We start from the raw sequence: 16,220 nt of genomic DNA on the forward strand, positions 1-16,220 counted from the left end.
AGCTCATTCAGCCATTGACAATGCTATTGTCTACCTTTGCGTGGGCATAGCAAAGGCCGGTGAAGGTCGCCTGCTTTATTCAAAGGACGTTAGGCACAATGCAAAAAACTCATGGACGAAGAAGATTTAGGTAATAGAGCCTTTGACTGGTTAATGGAAACTGAAGAAGAGGCTGCTGCAGAGTTTCTAAATGAATGTGAGCTTAAACTTGAGTTCTTAGATCTAGGGTTTGATATGATGAATCCTGATAAAGAATTCACTATTTGTGATGCTCATATATTAACTCCTGCCAAATACTATAAAAATCTAAAGAGTTATGAAGACCTGACTTCGAAAATCGAAGAAACAGTAAAAGAACTGGCGATTACTGATTCAGTACATATAAAAGATGTTCTTTGGCTACCTGGAAGAACAAAATATAAAAGAGAGAAAGGTAAAAACTCTGATGAAATTTTAGGAATCCTTAATGAAGGATATGTTCAGCACCAGCTCAATACCATGTATGGAAGCTTACATGAAAAGCCTCACCTTACGATTGGTATAGCTAAAGAATTGATAGAAACGGTTTGTAAAACTATCCTCATAGATAAACAAGTTGAAGTTGACCCAAATTGGGATGTTGGGCGCATTGTTAAGGAAACAAATAAACTATTAAAATTCCTTCCTCCAGAGACACCTAATAAAGAAGTTGCAGAAAGAGCTATTCTAAAGGTTTTAGGAGGATTGTCTTCAATAGTGCAAGGCATCGCTGAATTGAGAAATAATTTTGGTAGTGGCCATGGACATGAACCCTCATTCAAAGGTTTAGATAAGACATATGCTAAACTAGCTGCAGATTCCTCCTCTGAATTAGCTCTCTTTTATTTAAAGGTTCATAAAGAAGAAAACAATAAATAACACTGTGCCTAACAACAGTAGCTGTTGCACAACTCCCCGAAAAAGAGGGATATTAATGTCTGGCTAACACCATTCGCCGGTAATTTTTCCTTTCAGACCACAGTTTCACTAAAACAAGCCAAAGACCAGCAGTCACAGCGGGTCTGGAGGCTGCCAGAGCGGCTGGTTTTCGTCTACCGGAGCAAAAGTTTATCCCCCTCTTTTGTGGGCGGCCTCCAAGCCCCAGGTGTTGATCTTTTGCAGGCCCAGGCAGTTGGTCAACGTACCTAAGATGGACTCCACCGTGCTTTTTGCTTTAGCGGGTTCCCTTCACATTAGCTTCCACAGGCACTGCCCAGAAGGCGTGTTTCCCACTTATGTTTCGGCTCTTTGCATAGTCTCTTTCGCTGCCGGCCAGCGCTTTGGCAGGTCCCCTGATTAGCGCTCTCACCAACCGTCTGGCAGGCAACATGCGGGATGGGTCTAACAGTATGGAGGTAAGGCTAGTTAGAATGGGATAGGGACTAACATTATTACAGCTATGCAGAAATCGACCATGCTACTAGTAGGCGCCATCGTGTGGATAAGCGCATGCGGAGGGGGTACCAATGATGCCAGCCGCTCAGAAGCCATTGGCAATACCACACCGGGCCAGCCAGTTGAGATCCGGGAGCCGGATGCCGGCTATGCACCGGCCTTTGAGGGGCAGACTCGGGCTCCGGGAGTAAAGACGACTACCCCGTATGATGTACGAATTGTTACCGACAAGCTAACCAAGCCCTGGGGCATTGCCGTTCTGCCAGACGGTAGATTCCTGCTAACTGAAAAAGAGGGTGGAATGCGCATTGTTTCCACAGACGGGCAGGTTAGCGAGAAAATCACCGGTATGCCGGAGGTGAAAGCCGGAGGACAGGGAGGCCTGCTGGGGCTGGTACTCGATCCGGACTTTGCTACCAACCGGATGGTGTACTGGGCCTTTACAGAGCCCCGAAATGGCGCCAACCTTACCGCTGTTGGCAAAGGAAGGCTATCGGCAGATGAAGGCCGCATTGAGAACCCCCAGGTGATCTACCGCGCCGAGCCAGCCTACGAGGGTGACAAACACTATGGCGGCCGGCTGCTGTTCGACCAGTCAGGGAATCTGTACGTAACCACCGCCGATCGTTTCCGGCCAGAGCGGCGCAAGCATGCCCAGGACCAAACCTCCGGTCTTGGCAAGATCCTGCGCATTACCAAAGAGGGCCAGGCTGCTTCCGGAAATCCCTTTAGCGGGGAGGGGGCTGCCATTTATACCATTGGCCACAGAAATATACAGGGCATTGCCCTACACCCCCAGACGGGTGATCTCTGGATTACGGAAATGGGTCCACAGGGAGGCGATGAGCTAAACCTGATTGAAGCAGGTAAAAACTACGGCTGGCCGGTCATTACCTATGGCATCGAATACAATAACGACACCATTGGGCAGGGCATTACCCAGCAGGAGGGCATGGAACAGCCGGTGTATTTCTGGGATCCGGTGCTATCGCCCAGCGGCATGACCTTCTACAGCGGCAATGCCATTCCGGAGTGGCAGAATAATCTCTTCATTGGCGGCCTCAACAGCCACCACATTGCCCGGCTGGTGCTGGAAAACCGGCGTGTGGTCGGTGAAGAACGGCTACTGGCCGACCAGCAGCAACGCTTTAGAGCCGTTGTTGAAGGAACTGACGGAGCCCTGTATGCGATCACCGATGGCGGCAGGCTCTATCGAATTGGCAAGCCATAGGCGGGCTTTATTGCAAAGACGGGCACTGATAGGTGTTCTTTTTTGTTGAACGCTGGCAGCCGCCCGGCCCGGGGAAAAGAAGCTGCAGCGCAGGCTGATCCCCCCTTCAGGTAGGGAAAAAACAAAAGCACCGCTGGAACATGCGGTGCTTTTTGAGGAGAGAGTTACCTGAGGTGGATATAAGAAGAAAAGGCGGTTGCACATCCCTTGTCTTCTAAAAGAACCCCTTGGATAAAGCGGTGTGCATGAGGAAGCCGGTGTAGGAGTAGTTCTGTCGGCAGATGGCCCCCGCATCCACAGGATTGCTTTATCTACCCACAAGACGCTGCCCCCCAGGCAGATGGTTGGAAGGGGGTGCGAAAAAAGAAAAACTTTTTAAAAGGCTTCGGTGATCTCCAGGTAAAAGCCGCTGCTGCCCCCTTTGCCCCAGCCATAATCTACCCGTATGTTTACCCGCTCTGCCTTATTCACCATAAAGCGGGCGCCCAAGCCATAGGAGGGCTTCAGGCTGGCCAGGGTAAAGTCTCCCAGGCTGGGCGCTACATCCCCAAGGCCGGCAAAGCCCACGGCACCAATGCGCCAGAAAAGGGGCAGGCGGTATTCGGCCTGAGCGGCCACATACTGCTTGTCCCGGTAGCGGCCCTCATAATAGCCCCGCATGATGATCTCATTGCCCAGGGCCGGCACTTCCATAAAGGGTACACTTCCGCGGGTAAACTGCCCAATGGCCTGCAGGGCCAGAATGTGCCCTTTTTTGTTGAGTCGGACGTATTTGCGCGCATCCAGGCTGTAGCGGGAGTAGACAAACTGGCTGCCCAGGGCCTTGCTGTTGTGGGTGGAGGTAAGCTCCAGAAAGGCGCCGGCCGTGGGGTTTACCACGATATCGCGCGTATCGTAGGCCACCACCAGGCCCAGGCCGGAGGTACGGTAGCCGCGCCAGCCCAGGGGCTGGGTTTGGGCCAGCACTCCTTCCGGATCAGAATCCACCCCAAACATGCTGTAGAGGTTCCACTGAATACCGCCAAAAATGCTGGGTGTTAGCTTTTTCAGGAACTTGTTCTCGGCCCGAAAATATGAGTAGTCTACCAGCTCCTCATTTTCCTGGGGCAGATCATTGCCAATGCCGTAGTAGAGCTGCGGAAATTTAAAGTAGGCCAGGTTGCCGCTGAGCATGTAGCGCTCGCCATTGGTAAACAGGGTATACTTGGGTGAGATCAGCAGCTGCTTGTTGAGCGTATAGAGCGCATAGGCCTGCACATTGGAGGTGCGGGTGAGCGAGTCGGCCCCCCGGAATTTGAACAGATGCATGCCCAGGGCGCCAAAGCCAAAGCGGGTCTCGGGTGAATAGTAGACTACCGGCAGCACAATCCAGCTCCCCTTTTGCGCTTGCTGGGCGCTGGTATCGGCCGGGGCGGCAGGGCCCTGCCCCCGCGCAGAGAGGTTCAGGGTCAGCAGCAGCACAGGAACAAGAACGAGTGTTCGCAGGGGCATGGGCATCATAAGCAGGAGAGAAAACAGGTGGCAGATTACCCAAATGTAGCCATAAAAAAAGGCCGTATGCTACTACGGCCTCTGAAAATTCTATTTAATGGCAGAAAAGACTTATTTCTTTAGAAAGCGATAGGTACGCTTATAGGTGCTGCTTTCGTCCTTGAGGGTAATGAAGTAATAGCCGGGGCGCAGGTCTTTAACCCACACTTTGTAGCGGTTGCCGCCCAGGGATTCGCTGCGAATGGCAAAAGCATTGCCAATAATGTTATTGAGCTCAAAGCTGATGTTGGTAAGCCCTTCGCTGCTGATCTCAATAATGAGGTACTCAACGGCAGGGTTGGGGAACAGACGCACATCGCTGCGGGGGTCAATCACCTTATCGCCATAGAAGGTAAACTCGCCGCTCTGGCCAATGGCGGAGGCGTTGCTGCTGCGTACCTGTGCCTGTACGCCATACCCCATGGCCGATAGCAGGAGCAACAGGTAAAGGGTGTATAGGTGTTTCATACAGGCTGCATTTAGCGCGCTAAAGTTTCTTTTCAATCTCACAAAAATTGCACCAAAACGGAAGCTATTTTATCCGAGCGGGCAAATAATGTGTGCCAATGGCAAAAAATAGACCAGCCCGGCAGTACTAAATAAAATCGAGCATCGTTTAGGGGCAGTCGTACCTAAATATACGGGCAATTCCTGAAAGAGGGAGGATGCAATGGTGAAAAAAACAAAATTTTATATGGCGTGTTGAAAATAATACTAGAGTAGACCATTAAAATTATACACCTATGTCCATTATCGATATTCTTCTAGCTATTTTTCTACCACCCCTGGCCGTGCTGCTGCGCGTTGGCTTTGGGGGTACTTTTTTGCTAAACCTGCTGCTGACCATGCTGGGTGGCATCCCGGGCATGATCCATGCATTTATTGTTCTGAGCCGCCGTCCCTAGGGACTGGCTGCACGTGATTAGTTTTGCTCAGAAGGGGTATCGGCTGTGAGAATCTCAATGGCCTCCCCCTTTTCTTTTTGCTGTTTCTGCAGCACCTTTAGCGTTACCTGCTCCATGGGCTTGAGTCCGTAGGGCCCCGCTTCACTGATCTTGAAGCGGTTGAGGTTCTGGGAGAGATAGCCGCTTTCAATGGCTTCCAGAATGTAGGGGTGAATGTAGTACTCCCTACAAACGGCTTCGGTATTGCCCAGGCGTTCGGCTACTTTCTTCACTACGGTAGCGAGCAGGTCTTTGCGGGGGTTTTCGGCCACCTCCTGCTGCGCTTCTTCCAGCCGCTCTACGGCTGTAACGGTTCCGCCCCAGGTGCGGAAGTTCTTGCTGCTGAAATCTTCTCCGCTTATTTCCTTCAGGTACTGGTTTACATCGCCGCTGCTGATGGACTGGCCACCCGTTGTGCCTTTTTCATAGTAGCGAAAGAGCTCATGGCCCGGCAGCTCATTGCACTGCTGCACCAGCCGCACCAGGCGGGGGTTTTGCACACTTACCGTCTGCTGCACCCCGCTTTTGGCCCGGTAGCAGAACACGGCCTTTTTGCCCTCCAGCGAGAGGTGCTTACGGCGCAGAGTGGTAAGGCCGTAGGTCTTGTTTTCCTTCAGGTAAGCCTGGTTGCCGATGCGCACATAGGTCTCGTCCAGCAGCGATACCACCAGCGCCAGCACTTTTTCCTTGGGCCAGTCTCGCTTGCAGAGGTCTTTGGCAATGCGCTCCCGAATCAGGGGCAGGGCCTGGCCAAACTCGGGCAGCTTATCGAACTTGTGGCGGCTGCGGTGCTCCTGCCACAGGGGGTGGTAAAGGTACTGCTTGCGCCCCTTTTCATCGTAGCCGGTGGCCTGCAGGTGGCCGTCGGGCTCGGCGCAGATCCAGACGCTCTCCCACATGGGGGGAATGCGCAGGCGCTCCAGCCGGCCGTTGAGCGTACGTTTGTCAATGGTAGCGCCGCTGGCATCGAAATACCGATGGCCGCGGCCCCATTTTTTGCGCAGAAAGCCGGGCGCATCATCCGTTACATAGAGGAGTTGTCGGGTGGGTTGTTCGTCTGCCATCTTCTTGTTTTGCTTGGGCATTTGCTTTAACGCCATTTCTGCACGAGGGTTAAGGGGCAAAAGAAGTGTTTTTGTTGGTTCGCCTTTGCCCGTCAGGAAGATGGGGCATGAGGAGAGGCTCAGGCAGGCACTACAACGAAAAGCAGGGGTTTGCGTACCCTAAACCAAGTGTTAACCGAAAATTTAAATACGCATGAAAAATACCCTAGGAGGAAAGAAAGTGGCCATACTGGTGGCCAATGGATTTGAACAGGTAGAATATACGCAGCCCAGAGAAGCCCTTGAAAAGGCCGGAGCCGAGGTGCATACCATCAGCCTGGAAGCCGGTAAGGTAAAGGGCTGGAAGCATGATCACTGGGGCGATGAGTTTCCGGTAGATAAAAAAGTAGAGCAGGTGAATGCAGGGGACTACGATGGCCTGGTGCTGCCCGGCGGGCAGATGAACCCCGATAACCTGCGGGACAATGAGAAGGCGGTAGCCTTTGTGCGCAGTTTCTTTTCAGAGGGCAAACCGGTAGCTGCCATCTGCCATGCCCCCTGGCTGCTGGTAGAGGCAGATGTGGTAGAGGGGCGCTCGCTCACTTCGTATTCATCCATCAAAACGGATATGATCAATGCCGGGGCGCTCTGGAAAGACCAGGAAGTGGTCATAGACGGCGGCCTGGTGACCAGCCGCAATCCGGATGATCTGCCCGCCTTCTGCAAAAGCATGGTAGAGGTGATTGCCAAGGGGGTTTCCGCAGGCGAAGCATCCCTTAATAAGACAAACGCGCAGGCCTAAGCGGTTAAGCGCCAGCCAAAAGCCATCCCGGGGGATGGCTTTTTTTAGTGCAGTAAACTGAAGAAGAAATTCCTATATTTGTATGCATGCATACGAATACCTCTTCCAGGCCCTTTACATCCGAGTCGCACTTTGTTGCTGTTGGCCAGCAGCGCCTTCATCTGAAACGCTTTACAGCAGCCCCCGGGAGCAGCTCGGAGGGCGCCTCCCCGGGCCAGCCGGTATTTCTGGTGCATGGCTCTATTGAAAACGGCCAGATCTTTTACTCGGCTTCGGGCAAGGGGCTGGCGCCCTGGCTGGCTGGCCGGGGTTATGATGTATTTGTGGCCGACCTCAGGGGGCGCGGCAACAGCAGCCCGCGGGTATCGGCCAGGGCGGGCTGGGGCCTGCGCGAAATTCTGGAAGAGGATTTTCCGGCCATGCTGCAGGAGATTGTGCGGCTCAGGGGCGGGCTGCCGCAGCACTGGATGGGCCACTCTTGGGGTGGGGTGCTGCTACTGGCTTACCTGGCCCGCTGGCAGGCACCGGCGCCGGTAAGCTCGCTAAGCTTCTTTGGCACCAAGCGGCGGCTGGGGGTCTGGAATCCCAAAAAAGCACTGATGGTGGACGGCGCCTGGAGCGCCATGGGCGAGGCCCTTACCCGCCTGTATGGCTACCTGCCTGCCCGCAAATGGAAGATGGGCTCTGATGATGAGTCGGCCCGCTCCTACCGCGAAACGCACCGCTGGGTGGTGGAAAAGGAGTGGCGGGACTCCCGCGATGGGTTTGATTACGGCCAGGCCCTCCGGCAACAGGCCCTGCCACCGGCCCTCTACCTGACCGGGGCCAGTGACACGGTGCTGGGCCACCCCATAGATGTGCACCGCCTGATGCAGGAAACCGGCATTGACCAGCCCAACCAGCTGGTGGTGGCAGGTAAGGCTACCGGCTTCCGGCATGATTATGGCCACATTGACCTGCTTACCCATGCCGATGCTCCGGCCGATGTATACCCCAGGGTGGCAGCGTGGCTGGAGGACAACCGTCCGGGTCAGGGCTAGAGCAATGGCTCATTGGTGGTAACAGCTTCAGGTTTCAGCCGCAGCTCCCAGGGGTAATCCAAAACCGCAAAGACTTCTTGTCCTATCCGAATACGGCCAGCTGAGCTGGCAGGCTGCGGCCGCCGGAGGGGGGCAGCGTTGTGCTGTATGCCCACCCCTCAGGGCTGCCGGGGGTTTCCTTTCGGTGGCCCGGTAGGGGCGGGCCTATTTTTTTTCAAAATCCCCTATCTTTTGAGGCATTTTGAGCGACCCTTGGCGCTTCTAACACGTATAGGCTCTATATACCAGACTTCTCGTTCTGGCATTCGCATTCATCGGCGGGTAGTTGTGCGGGCATTTTTGCTTGTTTCACTGGCCCGTAAGCAGTATCTTACTACACGTACCGGCAGGGAGCAAATTAGGCTGCAGATTTTTTAGCCTGCTGTTCCTATATCCCAACCGTAAGAAGATAGCTGTTTGCAGCACGGCCAGGCAAGTGGCAGTGGCCTGCAGAGGACTTTCGGAAAAGGCAATACTTATTTTTTATATACATGATACTTTTTTTAAGCGCATATCCTCCCCGGGAAAGTGGCCTGGCCTCTTATACCCATCATCTGGTTCAAAGTTTTGGAGAGCATTTCGATCCCGCCAGCCTATCGGTAGAAGTGGGCGCCCTGGAGGGCAACAATGCCGATAAGCGCCTCTATGGCGAGGAGGTGCGCTATGTGCTGAATACCGAAGATGCCATCGCCTGCCGCAACCTGGCCCACACCATCAATCAGGATACCGACATTCGGGCCGTGTGTCTTCAGCACCGCTTTGGCCTGTGGGGTGGGGGGCGCTGGGGCGATCATGTGCTCCACTTCATAGAAGCCCTGGAGAAGCCCCTGGCCGTCATGCTCCACAATGTACTGCCCGAGCCTGAATCCTCCCTGAAGACCCTGATTGGTGCTATTAGCCGACGGTCCGACTATCTCATTACCCATTGCCGCTATCATCGCCAGCTGCTGCACCAGGCCTATGGCATAGCAGCCGATAAGCTGCGGGTAATTGCTCCCGGGGTAGAGGTGCTGCCACAGCCCGATCGGGAAGCGCTCAAGGAAAAATACCGTCTGCAGGGCCGCCTGGTGCTGAGCTCCATTGGCAGCCTGCGGCGCAGTAAGGGGCTGGAGCAGGCCCTGGAAGCACTTGATGAGATCCGAAAAGAACACCCCTCGGTTATTTACCTGATCCTGGGTCCAACACATGGCACTGCCGCCCGGCATGAGGGGGAACGCTACCGCTTTCAGATCAAGGATTATATTTTCCGCAAGGGCCTGCAAAAGCATGTGGCCTTTGTGAACCGAAACCTGCGTGAAGAAGAGCAGCAGGACTATCTGGGCCTTACCGATGTGTACCTGCACCTGAGCAAAAACAACACCTCCGGGCTGCTGCGGGCCATGAGCATGGGCTGCCCGGTTATTGCGGCCCCATCGCCCATTACGCGCGAGTTTGTGCCCCGGCAGGCAGGGGTGGTGGTAGAGGCCTCCTGTGCCGGCCAGTATGCCAGCCTGGCCAAAACCTTTCTGTCCAATCCCCAGCTGCGCCTCAACAAGAGCCGGGCGGCCCGGGCGGCTACCCGCCAGTATTACTGGCCCAATGTGGCCATGGGCTACCAGGATGTGTTTGCTGAAATGATCGCCATCCGCCCCAACTACCGCCTGCCGGCCCTTAATGCCGACTACCTCAGCCGGCACACCACCTCCCTTGGCCTCAAGCGCATGCCTGCACCTGCAGCAGAAGAGGGGGCTGCCTGTTATTGGCTGGAAGATAATGCCCGGGCCCTGCTGGCCAGCCTGCAGCTGTACCGCTACCAGCCCAGCCAGCTGCACCTGACGCTCCTGCAGCAGTACCTGCAGCTGATCTGCCACAGCCAGAAGCCCGATGGCAGCTTTCATGCCCGCCTGGATGCGCAGGGAAGGCCCCTGCCCCCTGCCGGCACGGCCGCGGAAGAAGAAGCCGGCATATTGGCCCTCTGGGCCCTGGGCGCCCTGCTGGCCAGCCAGCAGCCCCTGCCCGAAAAGCTAAACACCCTGGCCCGGGAGCGCTTTGCGCGTGCCCTGCCGCAGTTGGATGGGCTGGCCTCCCTGCGGTCTATGAGCCTGGCCATTAAAGCGCTGCACCTCTATAATCAGCAGGCGCAGGATGCCGGTATTCGGGAGCGTGTAGACCGGCTGGCCAGCCGCCTGCAGGTTCAGTATACCGCCATCGCCACCCGGGAGTGGGCCTGGTTTGAAAAAGGTCTTTCGTTTGCCAATACCCTTTTACCCGAGGCCCTGTTGCTGGCCTGGCAGGAGACCGGCCAGCCCCAGTACAAACGTACAGCCAGGCAGTCGTTTAGCTTTTTGCTCAACTTTATGTTTATGGAAGACCCCCTGCCCGGTACCGGTAGCCCGGTATGCCAGCTGGGCTGCGAAGAGCGCTTTGGCTTCAGCAACCTTCCGCAGGATGTGGCCGAAGCCATCATGACCCTGGAACTGTTTTATGAAGCCAGCGGAGAAGAGCTCTATCTGGAAAAAATGCGGGCAGCCTTTAGCTGGTTCCTGGGCAACAACCACCTGCGCCAGACCCTTTACAATGCCGCCACCGGCAGCTGCTGCGATGGGCTGGAAAGCCAGGGCGTGCGCCAGCGGCAGGGTACCGAAAATCTGGTGAATTACCTGCTGGCCCGCCTGACCCTGGAGAAGTATGCCCGGCAGCATGTCCATCAGGAGCAGCCTGCCCCAGAGCGCAAGCTTGCGCAGGAGGGTGGCCTGGCCATAGCCCCCGACCGGCCCAGCGTACCTTCCGGAAACGCGAAGGTGGTTGTAAAATAAAAACAAGAAGCCCCGCGTATGGCGGGGCTTTGGCTTGCTAGTTCTCAGGTTCTTCCTGCATCAGAAAGGCCTTGATGTAGTCGTTGAGGTCGCCATCCAGTACAGCCTGCACATCGGTACGCTCTACGCCGGTGCGGGCGTCTTTGATGAGCTTGTAGGGATGCAGCACGTAGTTGCGGATCTGCGAGCCAAAATCAATACGCTTTTTGGTGCTTTCTACTTTGTCGCGCTCGGCATTGCGCTTATCGATCTCCAGTTGATAGAGGCGCGATTTTAGCATTTGCAGGGCTTTTTCGCGATTCATGTGCTGGGAGCGTTCCTGCTGGCACTCAACCACCAGACCAGAGGGGGCATGGCGCACGCGCACGGCCGTTTCTACCTTGTTTACGTTCTGGCCACCGGCACCCCCTGAGCGAAAGGTATCCCAGCTCAGGTCGGCCGGGTTGATCTCGATCTCAATGGTATCATCAATCACCGGATAGGCAAAGACCGAGGCAAAGGAGGTATGGCGGCGGGCATTGCTATCGAAGGGAGAGATGCGCACCAGGCGGTGTACCCCTATCTCGGACTTGAGGTAGCCATAGGCATACTCACCCTCAAACTCCAGGGTTACGGATTTGATACCGGCCGTTTCGCCCTCCTGCAGGTTTACCTCCCGCACCTTGTAGCCATTTTTCTCGCCCCACATGATGTACATGCGCATGAGCATGCTGGCCCAGTCCTGGCTTTCGGTACCGCCGGCGCCGGAGTTGATCTCCAGCATGGCATTGAGCTGATCTTCTTCGCCGCTGAGCATCTTGCGGAACTCCACCTCCTCCAGGGCTGCTTCCAGCTTTTTATATTCCCGGTCTACTTCTTCTTCGGTGGCCTCGCCGGCCTCCAGAAACTCCCAGAGGGTGGTAAGGTCATCAAAAATGGTCTGGGCCTGCTCGTAGCTGCCCGTCCAGGCCTTGCGGCTCCGGATCTCGCGCATGATCCGCTCGGCCTCCTGGGGATCATCCCAAAAGCCGGGCTGGGTAGACATGCTCTCAAAGTCTTCTATCTCCTGCTTTTTGGTATCGTAGTCAAAGATACCTCCTCAAGGCCGATAGGCGGGCCTTCATGTCTTTGAGCTGTTCAGTGGTCATGTGATGAATGTATTAAGTATAGGATAATGCGTATACAGTATAGGGAAGACCGGTAAATGAGTTTTGGCCAGCCCTGCTTTTTTTTGCAGTGCAAAGGTAGGCAATTCGCGGTCTACTGGCAAAAGGCCAAAAAAAACAGCACCGGAGCGCTCCGGTGCTGCTAAAGATGCTCATCTTACAAATGCCTCAGCGCCGCACAATAAGCCAGATCACCAGGCCCAGGGGCCAGGAGAGCAGAGCTACCATAATGGCGACCAGCACCGGGTGCTGGTTGCGGATTTTGGCATCGTTATAGGCCCATACAATGCTCCAGATGTAGAGCCCCAGGAAGGCTACCCCCAGGATCACCACTAACAGGAGCGTAAGCCCACTTAAACCGCTGGATTCCATAGAATAAGGGGGTCAGCTACAGTTTGTATACCCAGTTCCACTTGTCTTCTGCCTGGCCGGACTTGATGTCGTTCAGGGCCTTGAACACGCGGTTGGAGAATTTGCGCTCAGCAATGGGGGGCAGCATGTAATCCTGCTCCTCATGCCCGATCTGGATGATCTGGGCAATGGTGGCAGCCGTGCCGGTGCCAAAGGCTTCCTGCAGGCGGCCTTCTTTGGCGGCAGCAATCACTTCGCTTACGGCAATGCGGCGCTCCTCTACGGGATAGCCCCATTCCCGGGCCAGCGTAAGCACGCTGTCGCGGGTAATGCCGGCCAGAATGGTATCACTCAGGGGGGTGGTGATCAATTTGCCATCGATGACGAACATCACATTCATGGTGCCGGATTCCTCAATGTACTGATGGGTTTTGGAGTCGGTCCACACCAGCTGGTGATAGCCCTGCTGCTGCGCCCTGCGGGCGGGATAGAGCGAGGCGGCATAGTTGCCGGCAGCCTTGGCGGCGCCGGTGCCCCCTTCGGTAGCGCGGCTGTAATGTGTTTCTATTTTAACCCGTACCGGCTCAGAATAGTAAGCACCTACCGGGCAGGTAAAGATCATGAACGTATAGGTGTCGGAGGCGCGGATGCCTATGTAATTATCCGTAGCAAAGATAAAGGGGCGAATGTAGAGGGCGGTATTTTCGCCATCGGGTACCCACTGGTTGTCCAGTTTCAGCAGCTCCATCAGGCCGTTCATGAACACCTCTTCGGGCAGGGGTGGCATGCACATGCGCTCGGCAGAGCGGTTCAGGCGATGAAAGTTATCCAGCGGGCGAAAAACCACCACCTCGCCTGCCGTATTTTTATAGGCTTTCATGCCTTCAAAAACACTCTGGCCATAGTGCAGGGCCGAGTTGGCCGGGCTAAGCTGCAGGGGCTGGTAAGGAACTATGCGGAGGTTGGTCCAGGCGGTGCCGTCGTAGTCGGCTACAAACATATGGTCGGAAAAGACCCGGCCGAAGGGTATGTTGGAGAAGTCGACCTCTGTTATACGGCTTTGTTTGGCCCTGGTAATATCAATAGGGAGGGTATCAACCATTTTGCAAAATTTTATTCCGAAATCGATTGAGGAAGCAGAAAATTTGGTTTTCGGCCTCCCTAATATATAAAAATTCTGCTTATTCGGCAAGCTTTCGGGGCTGCCAGCTGACTTCGGCAGCGCCCAGCTCATGGCCCATGCGGCGGGCCAGCACAAATAAATAATCGGACAAACGGTTAAGGTACGCCAGGATCAGTTCCTCTACCGGCTCGAGCTCATGCAGGCTTACCACCAGGCGCTCGGCCCTGCGGCATACACAGCGGGCAATGTGGGCGTGCGATACGGCCATGTGCCCGCCGGGCAGGATAAAATTCTTCAGCTCGGGCAGTCCCTCTTCCATGGCATCGATCTCCCGCTCCAGCATGTCCACATCTTCCTGACCAAAGCCGGGCAGGTGGCGTATGGTTTTGCCGGGAGCAGTGGCCAGGTGGGAGCCCAGGGTAAAGAGCATGTCCTGTATGGTCTTGAGGGGGTGCTGGCGCGGCTGGTTTACCTCATGATCGCGCAGCAGGCCCATCCAGGAATTTAATTCATCCAGGGTGCCATAGGCTTCAAGCCGCAGGTGGTTTTGCCCACCCGGGTACCTCCCAGCAGGGCGGTGGTGCCGGCATCGCCGGTCTTGGTATAGATTTTCACAGGCTGTGTTGTTTGGCGAGCTTTACGCGCTCTTCATTGATCAGATCGCTTTCAACTAGGCCATCGCGCATGCGCACAATGCGGTGGGCATAGTGGGCGATGTCATCTTCGTGCGTTACCATAATAATGGTGTTGCCCGCATCGTGCAGCCGCTGAAAGAGCTCCATGATGTCGTAAGAGGTTTTGCTGTCCAGGTTACCGGTAGGCTCGTCGGCCAGAATAATGCTGGGGTCGTTTACCAGGGCCCGGGCAATGGCTACCCGCTGGCGCTGCCCGCCGGAGAGCTCATTGGGTCGGTGCTTGGCGCGGTCGGCCAGGCCTACACTCTCCAGAGTGGCATAGGCTTTTTCGGTGCGCTGGCGGGCGTTGTAGCCGGCATAGATCAGGGGCAGGGCTACATTCTCCAGGGCGGTCTGGCGGGGCAGCAGGTTAAAGGTCTGGAATACAAAGCCGATCTCCTTATTGCGGATCTCGGCCAGCTCGCTCTCGCTCAGGGAGCTTACATCATGACCATTGAGGATGTACTGGCCGCTGGTGGGGGTATCCAGGCAGCCAATGATGTTCATAAAGGTGGATTTGCCGCTGCCCGAGGGACCCATAAACGCAACATATTCCCCCCGCATTACCTCAATGGAAATGGATTTAAGGGCATGGACAGTCTCGGACCCCATGCGGTAAAGTTTGGAAATATTGCGTGTGTGGATGACCTCTTTCATAGCCTTGGATTTCAATGGGTATAAAAAAAACCTTTTATAGGGGTATATAAAAGGTTTTTAACGAATAACGGAGTAAAAATAAGGCAAACCAACTTTTTTGTGATAAAAGGAAAATATGCGGGATTGCAGGTGAATCCTTCCCCTTTGGCTTAGTTGAGGTTGGCAGCACACAGGTGTTTGAGGTAGGGATTTACCGACTTGCCCTTCAGATAATCGATGCGCATGACCCGGCCGGTGATAGGCTCGTACCAAAGCTCTACAAAATCATTTTCTATTCTGTATAAGGATATTTCCAGCTGAAAAAATTCGGACTTGGAGACATATACACCCTTGCTGAGAATCAGCCTGGCCTTCTCATCAAGCGTTAATTTTTCAAAATCTATGGGTTTCATAAAGGTAGCGTCTAGGCGTAAAAAATGGTAGTCTCACTGCCCCAAAAATGCTTTGGCGGGCAGATAAGGTACGGTAAGTTGTACCTTTTCTTACGCAAACATTTGCGCCAAGGTTAGGTGCCCAAACTCACTTGTTATCAGCACATTAAAAAAGCCCGCCGGTGGGCGGGCTTACGGAAATCACCAGCCGGCAGCACCGGGCAGGCTTTCTCTAAGGGCTTCGTAGCGGGTCAGGAAGCGGCTGTGTCGCTCGGAGGGGGAGGAGATTTCCAGCTCCAGCAAGGCATCCTGGGCATAATTTTCAAGCCCCATGCGCAGGCTCTGCAGGGCATAGGCTTCCAGCAGGGGAATGGAATAGCGGTTCAGCAGCAGGGCCTGCCGCAGCAGCTCATAGGCGTCTTCGGTCTCCTGACGGGCATTGTGCAGGCTGGCCGACAGCAGCAGGGCATCTTCTTCAAAAGGCGTAAGGCGGGTGAGCTGCCGCAACTGCTGCAGAGCCGCTACCGTATCGCCGGCGGCCAGCCGACGCAGAGCCGCTTCTTTTTGCCGGGCAAACGGATCGGAGCCGGCTGCTGCCGGTTGCCGGCTAGGTTTTCCGCTAAGCAGTTGCTGCTGAAGCAGCAGGAGATGCAGCTGCTGCTGGTGCGCTTCGCCAAGGCGGGCCTGCTGCAGCGGGGCAAGGTAGGGGACGGCCTCTTCTGCAGAACCCCTGTTCAGGGCCTGGCGGGCCAGGTGCAGCTGGGCCTGGGTGCGTTCCTGCTCGGACAGCATGCTTAGCAGGGCATTGATCTCGGCGGGAATAAGACTGCCGCTCCTCAGGCGCAGGCGTATGCCGGCCAGCGCTTCGGCCTGGGGCATACCCTCCAGCGAATTGTTGCTAAGGGCCAGCAGCGCCTGGGTTTTTTTCTGTCGCAGACTGGGCGAAAGGGCGGTGTCGGGCAGGTTTATCCAATGCTCAGCGGCCTCTTCGCCACGGCCCCCTTCGGCCAGGGCCATGGCCTGGTAGAATCCGGCCTGCACATCGCCCCGCATACTGGGCCT

The 16,220-nt window shown here is 55.3% G+C and carries 15 protein-coding genes and 1 pseudogene; 6 read left to right on the forward strand and 10 right to left on the reverse strand.

Going from position 1 to position 16,220, the window contains the following annotated elements; genetic code table 11:
- Window positions 1–111: 111 nt before the first annotated feature.
- Window positions 112–897 (forward strand): abortive infection family protein, encoded by a 786-nt coding sequence (locus tag ADICEAN_RS21450; RefSeq protein WP_009196622.1) that lies wholly within the window; start codon window positions 112–114, stop codon window positions 895–897.
- A 520-nt stretch (window positions 898–1,417) separates the two neighbouring features.
- Entirely contained in the window at window positions 1,418–2,644 is a 1,227-nt protein-coding gene (locus ADICEAN_RS15710; RefSeq protein WP_009196623.1) for a PQQ-dependent sugar dehydrogenase, read from the forward strand.
- 375 nt (window positions 2,645–3,019) lie between these two features.
- Here the strand turns inward: ADICEAN_RS15710 and ADICEAN_RS15715 are convergent, their stop codons facing one another.
- Window positions 3,020–4,105 carry a BamA/TamA family outer membrane protein gene (locus ADICEAN_RS15715; RefSeq protein ID WP_236612938.1) on the reverse strand — a complete coding sequence of 362 codons (1,086 nt, stop codon included), beginning with the start codon at window positions 4,103–4,105 and terminating at the stop codon, window positions 3,020–3,022.
- Between the two features lie 141 nt (window positions 4,106–4,246).
- Entirely contained in the window at window positions 4,247–4,642 is a 396-nt protein-coding gene (locus ADICEAN_RS15720) for a T9SS type A sorting domain-containing protein (protein WP_009196625.1), read from the reverse strand.
- Window positions 4,643–4,917: 275 nt separating this feature from the next.
- On the opposite strand from ADICEAN_RS15720, the gene ADICEAN_RS15725 reads away from it, so the two are divergent.
- A complete protein-coding gene (locus ADICEAN_RS15725; RefSeq protein WP_009196626.1) occupies window positions 4,918–5,079 on the forward strand; it encodes a YqaE/Pmp3 family membrane protein in 162 nt (53 codons plus the stop codon).
- A 17-nt stretch (window positions 5,080–5,096) separates the two neighbouring features.
- On the opposite strand, the gene ADICEAN_RS15730 is transcribed toward ADICEAN_RS15725, so the two are convergent.
- Window positions 5,097–6,218 carry a DNA topoisomerase IB gene (locus tag ADICEAN_RS15730; RefSeq protein ID WP_009196627.1) on the reverse strand — a complete coding sequence of 374 codons (1,122 nt, stop codon included), beginning with the start codon at window positions 6,216–6,218 and terminating at the stop codon, window positions 5,097–5,099.
- A gap of 157 nt (window positions 6,219–6,375) precedes the next feature.
- On the opposite strand from ADICEAN_RS15730, the gene ADICEAN_RS15735 reads away from it, so the two are divergent.
- From ADICEAN_RS15735 to ADICEAN_RS15745, 3 genes are all read left to right on the forward strand, one after another.
- Complete coding sequence (locus tag ADICEAN_RS15735; protein WP_009196628.1) at window positions 6,376–6,963, forward strand: type 1 glutamine amidotransferase domain-containing protein; 588 nt, start codon at window positions 6,376–6,378, stop codon at window positions 6,961–6,963.
- An 86-nt stretch (window positions 6,964–7,049) separates the two neighbouring features.
- Window positions 7,050–8,003, forward strand: coding sequence for an alpha/beta fold hydrolase (locus tag ADICEAN_RS15740; protein WP_009196629.1), 954 nt, complete (start codon window positions 7,050–7,052; stop codon window positions 8,001–8,003).
- 530 nt (window positions 8,004–8,533) lie between these two features.
- A complete protein-coding gene (locus tag ADICEAN_RS15745) occupies window positions 8,534–10,837 on the forward strand; it encodes a glycosyltransferase (RefSeq protein WP_009196630.1) in 2,304 nt (767 codons plus the stop codon).
- 37 nt (window positions 10,838–10,874) lie between these two features.
- Here ADICEAN_RS15745 and prfB read toward each other — a convergent pair.
- The 7 genes and pseudogenes from prfB to ADICEAN_RS22735 form a co-directional block, all read right to left on the reverse strand.
- Window positions 10,875–11,964, reverse strand: a protein-coding gene (gene prfB, locus ADICEAN_RS15750; RefSeq protein ID WP_152426464.1) for a peptide chain release factor 2 whose coding sequence is annotated in 2 segments (ribosomal slippage) — window positions 10,875–11,903 and window positions 11,905–11,964 — 1,089 coding nt in all. Because the reading frame shifts where the segments join, the coding sequence is not laid out codon by codon here.
- Between the two features lie 186 nt (window positions 11,965–12,150).
- Window positions 12,151–12,354 (reverse strand): hypothetical protein, encoded by a 204-nt coding sequence (locus ADICEAN_RS15755; protein ID WP_009196632.1) that lies wholly within the window; start codon window positions 12,352–12,354, stop codon window positions 12,151–12,153.
- Window positions 12,355–12,370: 16 nt separating this feature from the next.
- Complete coding sequence (locus ADICEAN_RS15760; protein ID WP_009196633.1) at window positions 12,371–13,435, reverse strand: branched-chain amino acid aminotransferase; 1,065 nt, start codon at window positions 13,433–13,435, stop codon at window positions 12,371–12,373.
- 79 nt (window positions 13,436–13,514) lie between these two features.
- Window positions 13,515–14,071: pseudogene (locus ADICEAN_RS15765) on the reverse strand (cob(I)yrinic acid a,c-diamide adenosyltransferase).
- On the reverse strand, window positions 14,068–14,787 hold the full coding sequence (locus ADICEAN_RS15770) for an ABC transporter ATP-binding protein (protein ID WP_009196635.1): 720 nt from the start codon (window positions 14,785–14,787) through the stop codon (window positions 14,068–14,070). The pseudogene ADICEAN_RS15765 and the gene ADICEAN_RS15770 overlap by 4 nt, the downstream one beginning before the upstream one ends.
- A gap of 149 nt (window positions 14,788–14,936) precedes the next feature.
- Window positions 14,937–15,179 carry a hypothetical protein gene (locus ADICEAN_RS15775; protein ID WP_009196636.1) on the reverse strand — a complete coding sequence of 81 codons (243 nt, stop codon included), beginning with the start codon at window positions 15,177–15,179 and terminating at the stop codon, window positions 14,937–14,939.
- A gap of 180 nt (window positions 15,180–15,359) precedes the next feature.
- Window positions 15,360–16,220: tetratricopeptide repeat protein (locus tag ADICEAN_RS22735; RefSeq protein ID WP_201766032.1), on the reverse strand; the 861-nt coding region annotated here is incomplete at its 5' end.

The organism is Cesiribacter andamanensis AMV16, from assembly GCF_000348925.1.
Lineage (GTDB): Bacteria > Bacteroidota > Bacteroidia > Cytophagales > Cyclobacteriaceae > Cesiribacter > Cesiribacter andamanensis.